The organism is Sphingomonas sp. ABOLG, from assembly GCF_003950435.1.
Lineage (GTDB): Bacteria > Pseudomonadota > Alphaproteobacteria > Sphingomonadales > Sphingomonadaceae > Sphingomonas > Sphingomonas panaciterrae.
Window position 1 is genome coordinate 110,495 of record NZ_QQWW01000004.1, and the last position, 13,727, is coordinate 124,221.

Below are 13,727 nucleotides of genomic sequence, written 5' to 3' on the forward strand. Positions count from 1 at the left end.
AGGCGATCAACGTGGCGCTGGCAAGGCGTCGCGCTTCTCGCTAGGCGCCCGCGCATGAAAACCGTCGCCCTGATTGTTGCCGCTGGCAAGGGAGAACGCACTGGCGGCGCGCTGCCCAAGCAGTTCGCGCACCTTGCCGGCCGCCCAATGCTCCTGTGGAGCCATGAAGCCTTTGCCGCCCATCCCGCGGTCGACGAGATCGTGCTGGTCATCGGCGCAGGTCAGGAACAGTTGCTAGCCGACTGTCTGCCCAACGCACGCTTTGTACTTGGCGGAGCAACACGGCGCGAGTCGGTGGCGCGCGGACTGGCGGCAGTGCCGGACGCGGATCGCATCCTTGTGCACGATGCGGCGCGACCGTTCCTTGCCGCGGATGTCATCGACCGCCTGCTGCGGGCGCTTGAGACAGCAGATGGCGCCATCCCCACTCTTCCGGTCACCGACACGATCGTATCGATCGACGGTGCGACGCTGCCTCGGGAGCAATTGTCCCGCGTGCAGACGCCGCAAGCCTTTCGTGGCGCCATCCTCACCCGCGCTCACGCTCAATGGGAAGGAAGCGAACCAACCGATGATGCTCAGATGGTCCGGGCGCTTGGCGGATCCGTCGCCATGGTGCAGGGCGACGCCATGCTTGAGAAGGTAACCTGGCCCGGTGACCTGGCCTCCGCCGAGGCGCGGATCGGTTCCGAAACGCGGATGGCGACCGGCTTCGATGTCCATCGCCTGGTCGATGATGCCGACCTGTGGCTTGGCGGCGTCAAGATTCCGTATCATCAGGGGCTTAGCGGCCACAGTGACGCGGACGTCGCACTTCACGCGCTGACCGACGCTCTGTTGGGCACCATCGCTGCGGGCGATATCGGGCTTCATTTCCCGCCTAGCGATCCGCAGTGGCGCGGTGCCGAATCCGGGCAGTTCCTGCGTCATGCGGCCGATCTCATCGCGGCGCGCGGCGGGCAGATCATATTCGTCGATCTGACCATCATGTGCGAAGCGCCTAAAATCGGCCCGCATCGTTCGGCCATCCAGCATCGTGTCGCGGAACTTCTTGGCCTGCCAACCGATCGCGTGAGTGTGAAAGCGACAACGACCGAGCGGCTGGGCTTCACTGGTAGAGGCGAAGGCATTGCGGCACAGGCAGCGGCAACCATTCGGCTGCCGGGAGTCGCGCAATGAGGCGTTTCAGCTACCTGTGCGCCGCCACCCTTGCGGCGGTTGCCGTGCCGACCACCGCGCTGGCGCAGACGCGGTGCCTGAATGCAGCCGAAGCAGAGGCGGTTGCAGCGGTCACGTTTCCGGACATCATCCTGGAAACCGGGCGTGTCTGTACCGCGCTTCCTCCCACCAGCATCGTACGACGCACCTCCGGCCCGTTCCTTGCGCGCTATCAGGCTGAAGCGGATCGCGCCTGGCCGACGGCGCGCCAGGCGATTGCGAAGCTGAGCGATCCGCGTGTCTCCATGTTGCTCCTTCAGTCGGACTACGCGCGCCCGCTGATCACCTCCCTGATCGCGCCGATGGTCGTCGGGCAGATCCAGCAGAGCGATTGCGGCACGATCGACCGGATCGTCACGCTGCTGGAGCCCCTCCCCGCGCGCAACACCGCTGGCATCGTTGTCGCAACGATTCAGCATCTGAAGGCGGAAAAGGCGCGGGGCACAGCCTCCGTGGCCAACGTTCCCGATCTGCCGGTCTGCACGGCGGCGAAACGATGAGCGACAGCCTGCTCCCCCAGAACCTCGTCGACGCTGCGCAGCGCGTGATCGAGGCCAATCGCGCAAAAGGCCGCCGTATCGCCGTGGCAGAGAGCTGCACCGGCGGGCTGGTCGCCGCGGCATTGACCGAAGTGCCGGGATCCTCCGACGTGCTCGAAGGCTCGATCGTCAGCTATTCCAATGAGGCGAAGCAGCGACTGCTTCACGTCTCGACGGATGTGCTGGAGACGTTCGGCGCTGTGTCGATCGCCACCGCCTGGAGCATGGCACAGGGCGCGCTTGAGGCGACCGGTGCCGATGTTGCGGTGGCAATCACCGGCATCGCCGGCCCCGGCGGCGGCTCAGAAAAGAAGCCCGTCGGCACCGTGGTGTTTGCGCGCGCCGAACGCGGCGGCGATCCCGCCGACGTGGTCGCCGACAAGCGCGCCTTTGGCGATCTCGGCCGCTCCGGCGTGCGCCTTCAGGCGGCGCTGTGCGCGCTCGACCTGTTGATGCCGCCGTCGGACGAGCCCTCACCGTAAAGCGCGCGGGCCCGATCCTCAAAGGCGCCGATCATCTTGCGCAGGGCCAGGCCGAATACCTGCCCTGCCAGCATCTCGAACATCCGGTTCTTGAACTGGAAGTCGACGCTGAAATCCACGAGGCAGCCATCGCCGTCCGGGCGGAACCGCCACTCGTTGTGCAGATACTTCATCGGGCCGTCGACGTAATCGACGTACACCCGATCGGGCCGATGCTTCTCGACCCGCGACGTGAACGTCTCGCGCAGGCCCTTGAACCCGACGATCATGTCGGCCAGCGTTTCCTCCGCGCTGTCCTGCCGAACGCGCATCGCGACGACCCACGGCAAGAAATCCTGATAGGCTTTCACGTCCGCGACCAGATCGAACATCTGCTCGGGCGTGTATGGCATGGCCCGCGTTTCGCTATGCTTTGGCAAGCTGGACCTCACGCGCCGCGCGCAGCTTCTCGAAGTCGTCGCCGGCGTGGTAGCTCGAACGGGTGAGCGGCGACGACGCTACCAGCAGGAACCCCTTCGCACGCGCGATGGCGGCGTAGGCGTCGAACGTCTTGGGCGTCACGAAATCGGCGACCTTGGCGTGCCGCGGCGTCGGCTGCAGATACTGCCCCATGGTCAAGAAATCGATGTCGGCGGAACGCATGTCGTCCATCACCTGGTGAACCTCCAACCGCTCTTCGCCGAGGCCCAGCATCACGCCCGACTTGGTGAAGATCGACGGATCGTGCCGCTTAACGCTCTCCAGCAACCGCAGAGAGGCATAATAGCGCGCGCCCGGGCGGATGGTCGGGTACAGCCGCGGCACCGTCTCCAGATTGTGGTTGTACACGTCCGGCCGGGCCGCAACGATCGATTCAACTGCCGCCTGCGTCTTGTTGCGGAAGTCCGGCGTCAGGATCTCGATCGTGGTGCTCGGCGTGTTACGGCGGAGCGCCTCAATCACCTTCACGAACTGCGCCGCGCCGCCATCAGGCAGGTCGTCACGATCAACCGACGTGATAACGATATGCTGCAGACCCATTTCGGCCGCCGCGACCGCCACATGCTCCGGCTCTAGCGGATCAACCGGGCGCGGCATGCCCGTCTTCACGTTGCAGAAGGCGCAGGCCCGGGTGCACGTGTCCCCCAAGATCATCACTGTCGCGTGCTTCTTGGTCCAGCATTCGCCGATGTTCGGACAGGCCGCCTCCTCGCACACGGTGGCAAGGTTCAGCCGACGCATCAGCTGCTTGGTTTCGGCGAAACCGACGGAGGTCGGCGCCTTGACCCTGATCCAGTCAGGCTTGCGGGCGCGCTCGGGCCGGGCGAGAGGCAGTGTTTCGGTCATGTCGGGCGCGAGATAGCGACTGACGCGGGACGAAACAACGCGGTAAGGAGGATGCATGACCGTCTTCACTGATCTGATCGCCGGATACCGCCGTTTCCGCCAGCAGGGCTGGGCAACCCAGCGGGATCGCTGGGCGACCCTCGCTGAGGGGCAGTCACCCCGGGTGATGGTGATCGCCTGCTCCGACAGCCGCACCGATCCGACCACCGTGTTCGACACGTCGCCCGGCGAGATCTTCGTGGTGCGCAACGTCGCCAATCTGGTCCCCCCGTTCGAGGTGGGCGGCGGCCGCCACGGCGTGTCCGCCGCACTGGAATTTGCGGTGACCCAGCTGAAGGTCCAGGAAATCGTCGTCATGGGCCACGGCATGTGCGGCGGCGTTTATGCGGCAATGACGAAGCGCTTTGCCGAGGCCACGCCTGGCGAGGGCGGCTTCATCGCCAATTGGATCGGCCTGCTGGATGAGGCACGCGACCGGATCACCACCGATCACGGCACTGGAGAGGACGCGATCCGTGCGCTGGAACTCGAAACGGTGAAGGTCAGCATCGCCAACCTGCGCACCTTCACGTTCGTGCGGGCTGCGGAAGATGCCGGGCAGCTATCGCTCCACGGTGCCTGGTTCTCGATCAAGGAAGGCGTCTTGTGGGTGATGGGGGAGGACGGCGCCTTCGCGCCGGCGAGCTGACGCCTCTGCCTCAAATCACCGGTATGTGACCGCCGATCGTTCCCAGGAGACGCGCCAGCCGCATCTCTACCGCGCGGTCCTCGGCATGATTGGCGGTGAGCGCCGGCATCATCGCCGGCGCCTCGCTCGCCGCCAGCGCCATTGCGGTTTCGATCGAAACGATTTCCGCGGCCTTCGCCTTGCGCAACGCGCCGATCAGCGCCGTGTCGAGCAAGGGCCCGCGCTGATGCGACTGCGCATCGCGATCCGCATCGTTCAGGATCCCGGTCATCCACAGGTTTTCCGGCGCGCCATCCAGCGTCGCCATCTCATCAAATCGGGCAGCGTGGCGCTTCGCATTGAAGCGGTCCCGCTCAATCACTTCCTGTAGCGCCGGATCGCTGGCCGCATCCGCCAGCGGCTCCAGCCGCGTGACCAGCAATTGCTTGCCGGCACGCAGATCCTGAAGCGCGATATGGAGAAGTGCGGCTCGCGAGGCGGTAAGCGACATAGGCTTTCAGCGCTTACCACCGCGCGCGGTTCCCTTAGCCCGCGTCGGGCGCCACCAGCTTGCTTGTGTCCTTCGCCGTATCCGCGGTTACGCGGATGTTGAGTTCGCGCAATTGCCTGGCAGTGGCAAAGTTGGGCGCGCCCATCATGAGATCCTCCGCCTTCTGCGTCATCGGGAAGACGATCACTTCGCGGATGTTCGGCTCGTCAGCCAGCAGCATGACGATACGATCGATGCCGGGGGCCGAGCCGCCGTGCGGCGGCGCGCCATATTTGAACGCATTGATCATGCCGGCGAAGTTCGTGTCTACATCAGCCTGCGTGTACCCGGCGATTTCGAACGCCTTGTACATGATCTCCGGCCGGTGATTACGGATCGCACCGGAGGACAGCTCGATACCGTTGCAGACGATGTCATATTGGTAGGCGAGGATGTCGAGCGGATCCTTGGTCTCCAGCGCCTCCAGTTCGCCCTGCGGCATGCTGAAGGGATTGTGGCTGAAGTCGACCTTCTTCGCTTCCTCGTCATATTCGAACATCGGGAAGTCGACGATCCAGCAGAACTCGAAGCGGTTCTTGTCGATCAGGTCCAGCTGCTCGGCGATGCGGGTGCGCGCCAGGCCGGCGAGCTTCGCCGCCTGTGCTTCCTTGCCGGCGGCGAAGAACACGCCATCATCCGGCCCAAGGCCGAGCGCCTCGGCCAGTTCGCGCATACCGATGTCACCGTGGTTCTTGGCGATCGGCCCGCCCCATTCGCCACCCTTGCGGGTTGCGTAGCCAAGGCCGGCGAACCCTTCGGACTGCGCCCAGGCGTTCATGTCGTCGAAGAACTTGCGGCTCTTGTCCGCCGTCTTCGGCGCCGGGATCGCGCGCACGACATCGCCGGCCTCAACGATCGAGGCAAAGCGCCCGAATCCGGAACCCGAGAAAAATCCGCTGACGTCAGAGATGATCAGCGGGTTTCGCAGATCGGGCTTGTCGTTGCCGTACTTCAGCATCGATTCCCGGTACGGAATGCGCTTGAACGGCAGCGGGCTGACCGTGCGGCCCTTGCCCTGCCAGTTGGCGAATTCCTCGAACACGCCGTGCAGCACCGGCTCGATCGCCGCAAAGACATCGTCCTGCGTGACGTAGCTCATTTCGAAATCGAGCTGATAGAATTCGCCAGGCGAGCGATCGGCGCGCGCATCCTCGTCGCGGAAGCAAGGCGCGATCTGGAAATAGCGGTCGAAGCCGGCGACCATCAGCAGCTGCTTGAACATCTGCGGCGCCTGCGGCAGCGCATAGAACTTGCCCGGATGCACGCGGCTCGGGACCAGATAGTCGCGCGCGCCTTCCGGCGACGACGCGGTCAGGATGGGCGTCTGGAACTCGGTGAAGCCCTGGTCGACCATGCGGCGGCGGATCGAGGAGATGACGCTCGACCGCAGCATGATGTTCGCGTGCAGCTTTTCGCGACGCAGGTCGAGGAAGCGGTAACGCAGGCGGATATCCTCGGGATATTCCTGCTCACCGGCAACCGGCATCGGAAGTTCCTGCGCCTGGCTTTGCACCGTCACGCCGCGCGCAAACACCTCGATCGCGCCCGTTGCCAGGTTCGGATTGATGGTCGAGTCCGACCGCGCCTTCACCACGCCGTCGATGGTAATCACCGACTCGACGCGCAGCGATTCCAGCGTCGGCAGTGCCGGGGAGTCGCTGTCGGCGACGATCTGGGTGATGCCGTAATGGTCGCGAAGATCGACGAACAGCACGCCGCCGTGATCTCGCTTCCGGTGGATCCAACCGGACAGACGAACTTCAGCGCCAACGTCGTTGGCGTTGAGCTGGGCGCAAGTGTGCGAGCGATAGGCGTGCATGGCCGCAATCTCTGAAAAAGCTTGTTTGGAGGTCCGCGCCCCTCCCCTTCCAACCTCTCTTTGTCAACCCGGTCGCTCCCCGCTATGGGGCGGCACTTATGCATGTTCACCCGCTAATTACCGACAGCGCCACCCTCGCCAATCTGTGCGCGCGCCTCGCCGATGCTCCCTTCGTATGCGTCGACACAGAATTCATGCGAGAGAATACCTATTGGCCCGAACTCTGCCTGATCCAGATCGCCGACACGGAAGAGGCCGCGGCGATCGATCCCAAGGCGCCTGGGCTCGATATGCAGCCGCTGCTCGATCTGCTGGTCAATAACGAGGACGTGCTGAAGGTCTTCCACGCCGGCGGGCAGGACATAGAGATCATCTACAATCTCACCGGCAAGACCCCGCATCCGATGTTCGACACCCAGGTCGCGGCGATGGCGCTCGGCCAGGGGGAGCAGATTGGCTATTCCAACCTGGTCGACAGCTGGCTCGGTATTCAGATCGACAAGGGCGCGCGCTTTACCGACTGGTCGCGCCGCCCGCTCGATCAGCGACAGGTCGATTACGCGATCGGTGACGTCACCCATCTGTCAAAGATCTTTCCGCGCATGCTGGAGCGTCTGAAGAAGACCGGGCGCGGGGCGTGGCTCGATCAGGAAATGGAGCGCATTTCCGATCCCGCCAACTACGCCAACGATCCCGACCTCGCGTGGAAGCGCGTGCGCATTTCGGGCCGGCGCGCCGACGTTCTCGGTCGGCTGAAGGCGATCGCCCGCTGGCGAGAGGTGGAAGCGCGGGCAAAGGACCTGCCCCGCGGCCGCATCGTCAAGGACGAGACTCTGGCCGATCTCGCAGGCCATCCCCCCAAGCGGCAGAGCGACCTCGCCAAGGTGCGCGGCCTCTCGGCCACCTGGGCGAGCAACGATATCGGCCGGCGCCTGATGAGCGTTATCGAAGCGGCGGAGCCGCTGCCCGCCAGCGAAATGCCGCTGCGCGAGGATCGCAAGCCTGGACTTGGCAAGGATGGCTCGCTGGTCGCGGACCTGTTGAAGCTGCTGCTCAAGATCCGCGCGCGCGACATCGATGTTGCGCCGCGATTGCTCGCCCGCAGCGAGGAGCTGGAGGCGCTCGCCGCTGGCGTGCGTCACGACCTGGCGATCCTTGAGGGCTGGCGATTTGATCAGTTCGGGCGCGACGCGCTGGATCTTGTCGAGGGTCGGCTTGGTTTCGCTGTTCTGGGCGGCAAGCTCAAGATGACGCGAACGGAGAATGAGGCATGAGAGCGATCCTGGCAGCGGCCGTCCTGCTTTCCGGATGTGCCACCGGTACGTCTGGATCCTCTTCAGCCGAGGGTGCAATGTGCAACGCCAACGCGGCGGAGAAGTTCGTGGGCCGGCCGCTTGAAGGAAACCAGGAAGCTGCTCAACGTGCGGCGGGTGCTCGCGTCGTGCGGACCTACATCACGGGCTCGGCGCTCACGATGGATTTTCGGCAGGATCGTCTGAACATCGAGACCACTCCCGAGGGTATTATCACCCAGGTGTCCTGCGGCTAACGCAGGATCGACCTAGGCGCCTGCAGCCGCTAGTCGGCTCCCGACCGGCAACCCAAGCGCGGCACCAAGCCCTTTCAGCCGTTTCTCGACCGATTCGCCGCACAGCGCGCGGTCTGCGTCGTGCCAGACCAGTTCGACCGCGCCCTCCGCGCGGCGAATGCTGCTGCGGTTGAGCGGGCCCGCGACCCCGCCCGACAGTCGCTGTGCCAGCCGGATCGCAAGCCCCCAGCACGTTGCCCGCTGAAGATCGTCAGGGCTTGCGAGCGCGGGCAGTGGATCAGGATAAGGCGGCTGCGCACCCAGGCTCGCGGCCAGCGCGGCCGCCATCATGGCGCGCCCGCGCCCGTCGACCGCTACCCAATTGCCATGCAGGGCTGTCTCGATCCCCAGCGCAACCCGGAACTCCGGGTTGGCCCGCCAGCTCGTATCCGCCAGCAGGCATGTCGCATGGCGCAAGCGCCCATCCGCTGGCGACTCATCCACAAACAGGGGTGAGATCCAGTTGTTCAGAAGATCGCCATGCTCGGGAAACCGTCCCCGGTGCCGGCCCTCGTCACGTGCGGCAACAATCAAGGGATCCAGTCGAGACTCGGCCGGGGACAATTGCCGATACAACAGGCCTTCGCGCAGCCCGAAAGCCGACACCACGGTCTCGCGTGATCCAATCACCGGCAGCAATACATCAAGCAGATCAGCGGCGGCGCCAAGCGTCGGGACGCGACCACCCGAGAGATGCGGCACGCTTCTGAACCAGCCTTTCTCCAGCGTGGGCAGCTTGCGCCGCAGCAACGAAATGCGCGCGGGAGGCATGGCATAGCCATGAAGGATCGGCAGCGGATAACCCCGATCCCGAATGTCTACCCTCGCCAGCGATCGCCACGACCCGCCGACCAAGTAGAATGGCTTGCCGGCACCCGCATTCGACCAACCCGCATCACGCAGGACGGCGCCCACGCGGCGATCAAAGCCTTCCTTTGCGCGCAGATCAGCAAGACGAAGAACCCCGAGCGGGAAAGAGGCATGCTCATCTACACGGCCCTTGCAGACCCTCACCAGTTCAAGGCTGCCGCCCCCCAGATCACCGACAATGCCGTCAGCATCGGGAATGGCCGAAAGTACCCCATAACCGGCCGATCGTGCCTCTTCTTCACCCGATAGCAGTTCGACGGGCAAGCCGTTTTTCGCCGCCAGTGCGATCAACTCCGCACCATTGGCGGCATCACGCACCGCTGCAGTCGCAACGGTCCGCACTTCATCGCACTCCATCTCACGCGCCAGCGCCGCAAATCGCGACAGCGCGGTGCCAGCAAGCGCCATCGCCTGCCCGTCGATAGCCCCTGTCTTCGCGAGGCTGCGCCCGAGACCCGCCAGCACCTTCTCGTTGAACAGCACGGTCGGCAGGCGCCGAGGCCCCTGATAAACGACCAGACGGATCGAGTTCGACCCGATGTCGATGATGGCGGTTCGCGCTTCCCTCACCATCAGCGCCGCAGCGAGAGCTTCGGTACCTCGCCCCCTTCGGCAAGGGCGGCCCCACGCCCTGACAAGGAGGGGTTCGTCATGAAATAACGATGAAGGTTGAACGGCTTATCGCCGATACTTGTGCGCTGATAGCTGCCATCGGCGTACAGGTCCCAGCTTTGTTCGGTATCGATGAGATTGGCAACCATCACCTGATCGAGAACCTGATCGTGAACGGTGCCACTCTCCAGCGGCAGCATATATTCGACCCGGCGGTCAAAGTTGCGCGGCATCCAGTCCGCTGACGAAATGAAGACATGCGCATCATCGTTTGGGAGGGTCTGCCCGTTCCCGAAAACCGCGATACGGCTGTGTTCAAGGAAACGGCCTATGATGGATTTTACCCGAATATTTTCGGAAAGCCCCGGTACGCGCGGGCGCAGGCAACAGATGCCCCGTACGACGAGGTCGATCTGGACCCCTGCCCCGCTCGCTTCATAGAGCTTCTCGATGATCGCTGGGTCCACCAGGCTGTTCATCTTCGCCCAGATGGTCGCCGGTCGTCCGGCGCGTGCATGGGCGATCTCGGCGTCGATCTCCTCGATCAAACGGGCGCGGAGTGAGCGCGGCGACAATACGATGCGCTCCATGTCCTCCGGCTCGACATAGCCAGTGATGTAGTTGAATAGGCGGGCCGCATCCCGTCCGACCGCAGGATTGGCTGTGAAGAAGCTGAGATCAGTATATATTTTTGCCGTGACCGGGTGATAATTGCCCGTCCCAAAGTGGCAGTAGGTCCGGAATTGCCCGGCCTCGCGACGAACCACCATGGAGACCTTCGCATGGGTCTTCCAGTCGATGAAGCCGTAGACCACCTGAACCCCGGCGCGCTCCAGCGCGGACGCCCAGAGCAGGTTCTGCTCCTCATCGAACCGCGCCTTCAACTCCACCACCGCGGTCACTGACTTGCCCGCCTCAGCCGCCTGGATCAGCGCGTTGATCACGGCGGACTGTTTGCCCGCACGGTACAGCGTCTGCTTGATGGCAACGACATCGGGGTCGTTCGCCGCCTGTTTCAGAAAGGCGAGCACGACGTCAAACGTCTCATATGGGTGCTGGACGATGATGTCCTTGGCGCTGATGGCCGCGAAGCAATCCCCGCCAAACTCCCGAATTCTTTCGGGAAACCGTGGCGTGAAGGGCACGAACTTCAGGTCCGGGCGGTCCTCGTCAACGATCTTGCCGAGATCAGCGATACCCAGGAACGACCCGGATTCGGTAACGAGCGCCTGCTCGCCGAGTTCTTCCTTCAGTACCCGGGCTAGCGATTCCGGCATGCCCGTTTCCAGCTCCAGACGGATGACCCGCCCGCGTCGCCGCCGCTTGATGGCATTGGCGAAATAGCGGACGAGATCTTCCGCTTCCTCCTCGATCTCGATGTCGCTGTCTCGCAACACCCGAAATTCCGCGGCGCCGTCCACCCGGTAACCGGGGAACAGCATGATCGAGAACCGCTTCAGCATCGATTCGACCGCAATATAGCGTGCCGACTCCCCAGGCAGCCTGACGAAGCGCGCCATCCCGTTGGGGACGATCACGAGTTCGCGGATCGGTTCGTCATCTGACAGGCGCACCAGATCGAACATCACTCCCAGGCCGGCATTGGGAATGAACGGGAACGGATGCGCGGGGTCGAGCGCCTGCGGTGTGATGACGGGGAAAATCTGCTCGCGGAAATGCGTCTCCAGCCATGCCATGTCCTCGGGCGAGAGCCGCGAATCCATGTGGCTGGAGGAAAGAACCTCAATGTCGCTCGCCGACAACGCGTGACGAATGTCGCGCCATACGTTTTGCTGGCTGGCGAGCAGCGCGTCTGCCTCCGTCGTGATCGCGCTCAGCTGCTGCGAGGGCGTCAAGCCATCGGCTGACCTGGCCTCCACGTCGAGCAGTTGCTGCCCCTTCAGCCCGGCGACGCGCACCATGAAGAATTCGTCGAGGTTCGATCCAGAGATCGACAGGAACCGCAACCGCTCGAGAAGCGGATGCTCGGTGTTGCACGCCTCCTCCAGCACGCGGCGATTGAACGCCAGCCACGACAGTTCGCGATTGAAATAGCGCTCATTGTCGCGCTCCTCGAAGGGATCATCGTCCGAGTCGAGGCGGGCCTGGCGAAGGGAACGGGTCATCACGGCTCCGGTGTTGAGGGGATCAACGCTGCAGCCAGCAACGTCTCCCGGGCCAAGGGAATGGACAACCGCTTCCGGCGTTCCATCACCTCCTGATCAAGCGCATCGACCGTGCGCATGACAGCCACGTGACTGCGTTCAATCCGTATAACCAACCAGTCGAGCACGTCAGACCGCACGTCCACGCCGCGACGCGCGAATTCACGTTCCAGCAGCGCACGAAGCAGCGCATCGTCGGGCGGCCCGATCACCGCGAGCGGCGTTGCCGCTATCCGCGACCGCAGGTCGGGCAAGGCGATGTCCCACGCGGGTGGCGCGGCATCGCTTACCAGCAGCAGCGGGCGACGGGATGCCTGCGCATCGTTCCAGGCATGGAAAAGCTCGTCCTCCGCGCGCAACGGCGCGTCGTCGATGATCATTCCCCCGCTCTTGGCCGCGAATATGCGGGCCAGGAGGCTGCGGCCGGACTTGCGCGGGCCGACCAGCAACGACGTCATGACCGGCCACGTCGCCCAGTGATCCAGCGCGCTGACGGCGCGGGCGTTCGATTCGGTGACCAGGAACTCATCGTCGCGCGGATCGGCCGGCCAGACGAGCGGCAAGGCGATTTGGCTCATCATGCGACCACCGCTGGTCGCCGATTCCTCATCCGGCGGTCGCATTGTCGGGCACCAGCTCCTGCGGCAACAGACGCGGCGCGCGGCGGATGCGGATGGTCATTCCCGACCCGAATACCTGCCAGCCACGCGCCTCCAGCGCCGCCTTGAGCGCCTCAGGCGGCCCGACATACCCAACCGTCATCACCGATACCCCGCCCAGCGCAAGGCTGCTGGTCGTCGCCGCGGAAACGCCCGGCACGCCGCGCAGCGCCGCCTCAGTCGCCGTAACAGCCGCCACATTGGGCGTATCGAACTGGACCGAGACATTGGCCGTGGGGACCACCGGCGTATCTGTGACGACGGTCTCGCCAGCTTCATCGTCGTCCTGCGGCACCTCTTCCGGTGGCACGTAGGAGAGGCCGGGATCGCTGCGGAGAAGCCCGCCGCGCAGTGCTTGCTGGTAGATCTCGTCGATCCGCTTCACACCCGCATCAAGCAAGGCGGGAACGCCGGCCACGCTGCCGACGCGCAGGCTGAACTGCGAAAGAAGCCGATTGTCGGGGCCCTGGCGGGCCTGGAACACCCCAACCACCGGCCCACCCGGCCACTGGCGGTACAGCTTCACCGTCGGGATCAGTACGTCCGACCCGCCATATTGATTGAGAACGGCACGCCACCATCCGCGGGCGGGTCGCTGGGTCTGGCCGAGGTTCAGCAGCAGCGGATCAGGCCCGCTACCGGTCGGGCGGATATAGTCGATCGCGCTCGCCCCAGTTCGATAGCGCGCCCACGCTTCCTGCCAGAGCGTGCGTTGTTCAAATCCCGTCGCCACGCCGCCCGACCACACAATAGGGATGACCACCATCGGCGGCGAACGCATCACGTAATTGGAGATGGCGAGAATCGCGCCGGCTCGATTGCGATCGAACAACACGCCCAGACGGGCAACATAGCGCGTCGGCCCGATCTGTTCATTCTCGACAACAATGCCGCTCACGATCGAATCGAGCGTCGAATCCGGGAGCGTGCGGCTTCCGCCGCCAAGCCGCTGGGATAATTGTGCCCAAGCCTTCCGCTGGGCCACCCGCCAGCCGCCAAGGCGCGCGGCATCCGCATCCTTCGCCGCGACATCAACGCGAATGCCGGAAATCTCATAGTCGCGTGAGCTGTCGACGGGCGCCACGCCTCTGCCGCCACCCTCGATCTGGGCGACACCGACCCCCGCACCAAGCGCGAGCGCCGCGGCAGCAGGAACGAGGAACAAGGGCTTCAAACGCATAATCACGCGTCTTTTGGCGAAGGAGGCGTGGAAATCCAAGCGCGTTGTGGCT

General features: G+C 64.4%; 14 protein-coding genes. 6 read left to right on the forward strand and 8 right to left on the reverse strand.

The features are described 5' to 3' along the window. The first annotated feature begins 54 nt into the window (after positions 1 to 54). From CA236_RS06115 to CA236_RS06125, 3 genes are read left to right on the forward strand one after another with little or no spacing between them, the layout of a single operon-like run. Positions 55 to 1,179 (forward strand): bifunctional 2-C-methyl-D-erythritol 4-phosphate cytidylyltransferase/2-C-methyl-D-erythritol 2,4-cyclodiphosphate synthase, encoded by a 1,125-nt coding sequence (locus CA236_RS06115; protein WP_125944953.1) that lies wholly within the window; start codon positions 55 to 57, stop codon positions 1,177 to 1,179. Next, positions 1,176 to 1,718 (forward strand): hypothetical protein, encoded by a 543-nt coding sequence (locus CA236_RS06120; RefSeq protein ID WP_125944954.1) that lies wholly within the window; start codon positions 1,176 to 1,178, stop codon positions 1,716 to 1,718. The genes CA236_RS06115 and CA236_RS06120 overlap by 4 nt, the downstream gene beginning before the upstream one ends. Continuing rightward, positions 1,715 to 2,239 carry a CinA family protein gene (locus CA236_RS06125; RefSeq protein WP_046410597.1) on the forward strand — a complete coding sequence of 175 codons (525 nt, stop codon included), beginning with the start codon at positions 1,715 to 1,717 and terminating at the stop codon, positions 2,237 to 2,239. Before CA236_RS06120 ends, CA236_RS06125 begins: the two co-directional genes overlap by 4 nt. Here the strand turns inward: CA236_RS06125 and CA236_RS06130 are convergent. Both CA236_RS06130 and lipA read right to left on the reverse strand, forming a co-directional pair. After that, positions 2,179 to 2,658, reverse strand: a complete 480-nt coding sequence (locus tag CA236_RS06130) for a type II toxin-antitoxin system RatA family toxin (protein ID WP_046410599.1) — start codon at positions 2,656 to 2,658, stop codon at positions 2,179 to 2,181. The genes CA236_RS06125 and CA236_RS06130 overlap by 61 nt on opposite strands. Then, positions 2,645 to 3,565 carry a lipoyl synthase gene (gene lipA / locus CA236_RS06135; RefSeq protein WP_046410601.1) on the reverse strand — a complete coding sequence of 307 codons (921 nt, stop codon included), beginning with the start codon at positions 3,563 to 3,565 and terminating at the stop codon, positions 2,645 to 2,647. Before lipA ends, CA236_RS06130 begins: the two co-directional genes overlap by 14 nt. Positions 3,566 to 3,620: 55 nt before the next feature. On the opposite strand from lipA, the gene CA236_RS06140 reads away from it, so the two are divergent. Continuing rightward, positions 3,621 to 4,253, forward strand: coding sequence for a carbonic anhydrase (locus tag CA236_RS06140; protein WP_046410602.1), 633 nt, complete (start codon positions 3,621 to 3,623; stop codon positions 4,251 to 4,253). Between the two features lie 10 nt (positions 4,254 to 4,263). On the opposite strand, the gene CA236_RS06145 is transcribed toward CA236_RS06140, so the two are convergent. Together CA236_RS06145 and aspS are read right to left on the reverse strand one after the other, a co-directional pair. Further along, a complete protein-coding gene (locus tag CA236_RS06145) occupies positions 4,264 to 4,743 on the reverse strand; it encodes a DUF892 family protein (protein ID WP_046410604.1) in 480 nt (159 codons plus the stop codon). A 34-nt stretch (positions 4,744 to 4,777) separates the two neighbouring features. Beyond that, positions 4,778 to 6,601, reverse strand: a complete 1,824-nt coding sequence (aspS, locus tag CA236_RS06150) for an aspartate--tRNA ligase (protein ID WP_125944955.1) — start codon at positions 6,599 to 6,601, stop codon at positions 4,778 to 4,780. 98 nt (positions 6,602 to 6,699) lie between these two features. Between aspS and rnd the strand changes: the two genes are divergently transcribed. Together rnd and CA236_RS06160 are read left to right on the forward strand one after the other, a co-directional pair. Then, entirely contained in the window at positions 6,700 to 7,875 is a 1,176-nt protein-coding gene (gene rnd / locus CA236_RS06155) for a ribonuclease D (RefSeq protein ID WP_125944956.1), read from the forward strand. Next, a complete protein-coding gene (locus CA236_RS06160; protein ID WP_125944957.1) occupies positions 7,872 to 8,150 on the forward strand; it encodes an I78 family peptidase inhibitor in 279 nt (92 codons plus the stop codon). The genes rnd and CA236_RS06160 overlap by 4 nt, the downstream gene beginning before the upstream one ends. 12 nt (positions 8,151 to 8,162) lie before the next feature. On the opposite strand, the gene CA236_RS06165 is transcribed toward CA236_RS06160, so the two are convergent. Genes CA236_RS06165 through CA236_RS06180 form a run of 4 tightly spaced genes read right to left on the reverse strand, consistent with a single transcriptional unit; the run spans position 8,163 to position 13,675 of the window. Continuing rightward, positions 8,163 to 9,632, reverse strand: coding sequence for a Ppx/GppA family phosphatase (locus tag CA236_RS06165; RefSeq protein WP_125944958.1), 1,470 nt, complete (start codon positions 9,630 to 9,632; stop codon positions 8,163 to 8,165). Beyond that, positions 9,632 to 11,797, reverse strand: coding sequence for an RNA degradosome polyphosphate kinase (locus tag CA236_RS06170; RefSeq protein ID WP_046410610.1), 2,166 nt, complete (start codon positions 11,795 to 11,797; stop codon positions 9,632 to 9,634). The genes CA236_RS06165 and CA236_RS06170 overlap by 1 nt, the downstream gene beginning before the upstream one ends. After that, positions 11,797 to 12,414, reverse strand: a complete 618-nt coding sequence (locus tag CA236_RS06175) for a DnaA/Hda family protein (protein WP_046411734.1) — start codon at positions 12,412 to 12,414, stop codon at positions 11,797 to 11,799. Before CA236_RS06175 ends, CA236_RS06170 begins: the two co-directional genes overlap by 1 nt. A 28-nt stretch (positions 12,415 to 12,442) precedes the next feature. Further along, a complete protein-coding gene (locus CA236_RS06180) occupies positions 12,443 to 13,675 on the reverse strand; it encodes a heavy-metal-associated domain-containing protein (protein ID WP_125944959.1) in 1,233 nt (410 codons plus the stop codon). Positions 13,676 to 13,727 lie beyond the last annotated feature (52 nt).

Excerpts from the sequence above, each read along its gene's own strand:
- CA236_RS06115 (WP_125944953.1), top strand. The coding sequence starts at position 55 with ATGAAAACCGTCGCCCTGATTGTTGCCGCTGGCAAGGGAGAACGCACT.
- CA236_RS06120 (WP_125944954.1), top strand. The coding sequence starts at position 1,176 with ATGAGGCGTTTCAGCTACCTGTGCGCCGCCACCCTTGCGGCGGTTGCC.
- CA236_RS06125 (WP_046410597.1), top strand. The coding sequence starts at position 1,715 with ATGAGCGACAGCCTGCTCCCCCAGAACCTCGTCGACGCTGCGCAGCGC.
- lipA (WP_046410601.1), bottom strand. The coding sequence starts at position 3,565 with ATGACCGAAACACTGCCTCTCGCCCGGCCCGAGCGCGCCCGCAAGCCT.
- CA236_RS06140 (WP_046410602.1), top strand. The coding sequence starts at position 3,621 with ATGACCGTCTTCACTGATCTGATCGCCGGATACCGCCGTTTCCGCCAG.
- CA236_RS06145 (WP_046410604.1), bottom strand. The coding sequence starts at position 4,743 with ATGTCGCTTACCGCCTCGCGAGCCGCACTTCTCCATATCGCGCTTCAG.
- aspS (WP_125944955.1), bottom strand. The coding sequence starts at position 6,601 with ATGCACGCCTATCGCTCGCACACTTGCGCCCAGCTCAACGCCAACGAC.
- rnd (WP_125944956.1), top strand. The coding sequence starts at position 6,700 with ATGCATGTTCACCCGCTAATTACCGACAGCGCCACCCTCGCCAATCTG.
- CA236_RS06160 (WP_125944957.1), top strand. The coding sequence starts at position 7,872 with ATGAGAGCGATCCTGGCAGCGGCCGTCCTGCTTTCCGGATGTGCCACC.
- CA236_RS06165 (WP_125944958.1), bottom strand. The coding sequence starts at position 9,632 with ATGGTGAGGGAAGCGCGAACCGCCATCATCGACATCGGGTCGAACTCG.
- CA236_RS06170 (WP_046410610.1), bottom strand. The coding sequence starts at position 11,797 with ATGACCCGTTCCCTTCGCCAGGCCCGCCTCGACTCGGACGATGATCCC.
- CA236_RS06175 (WP_046411734.1), bottom strand. The coding sequence starts at position 12,414 with ATGAGCCAAATCGCCTTGCCGCTCGTCTGGCCGGCCGATCCGCGCGAC.
- CA236_RS06180 (WP_125944959.1), bottom strand. The coding sequence starts at position 13,675 with ATGCGTTTGAAGCCCTTGTTCCTCGTTCCTGCTGCCGCGGCGCTCGCG.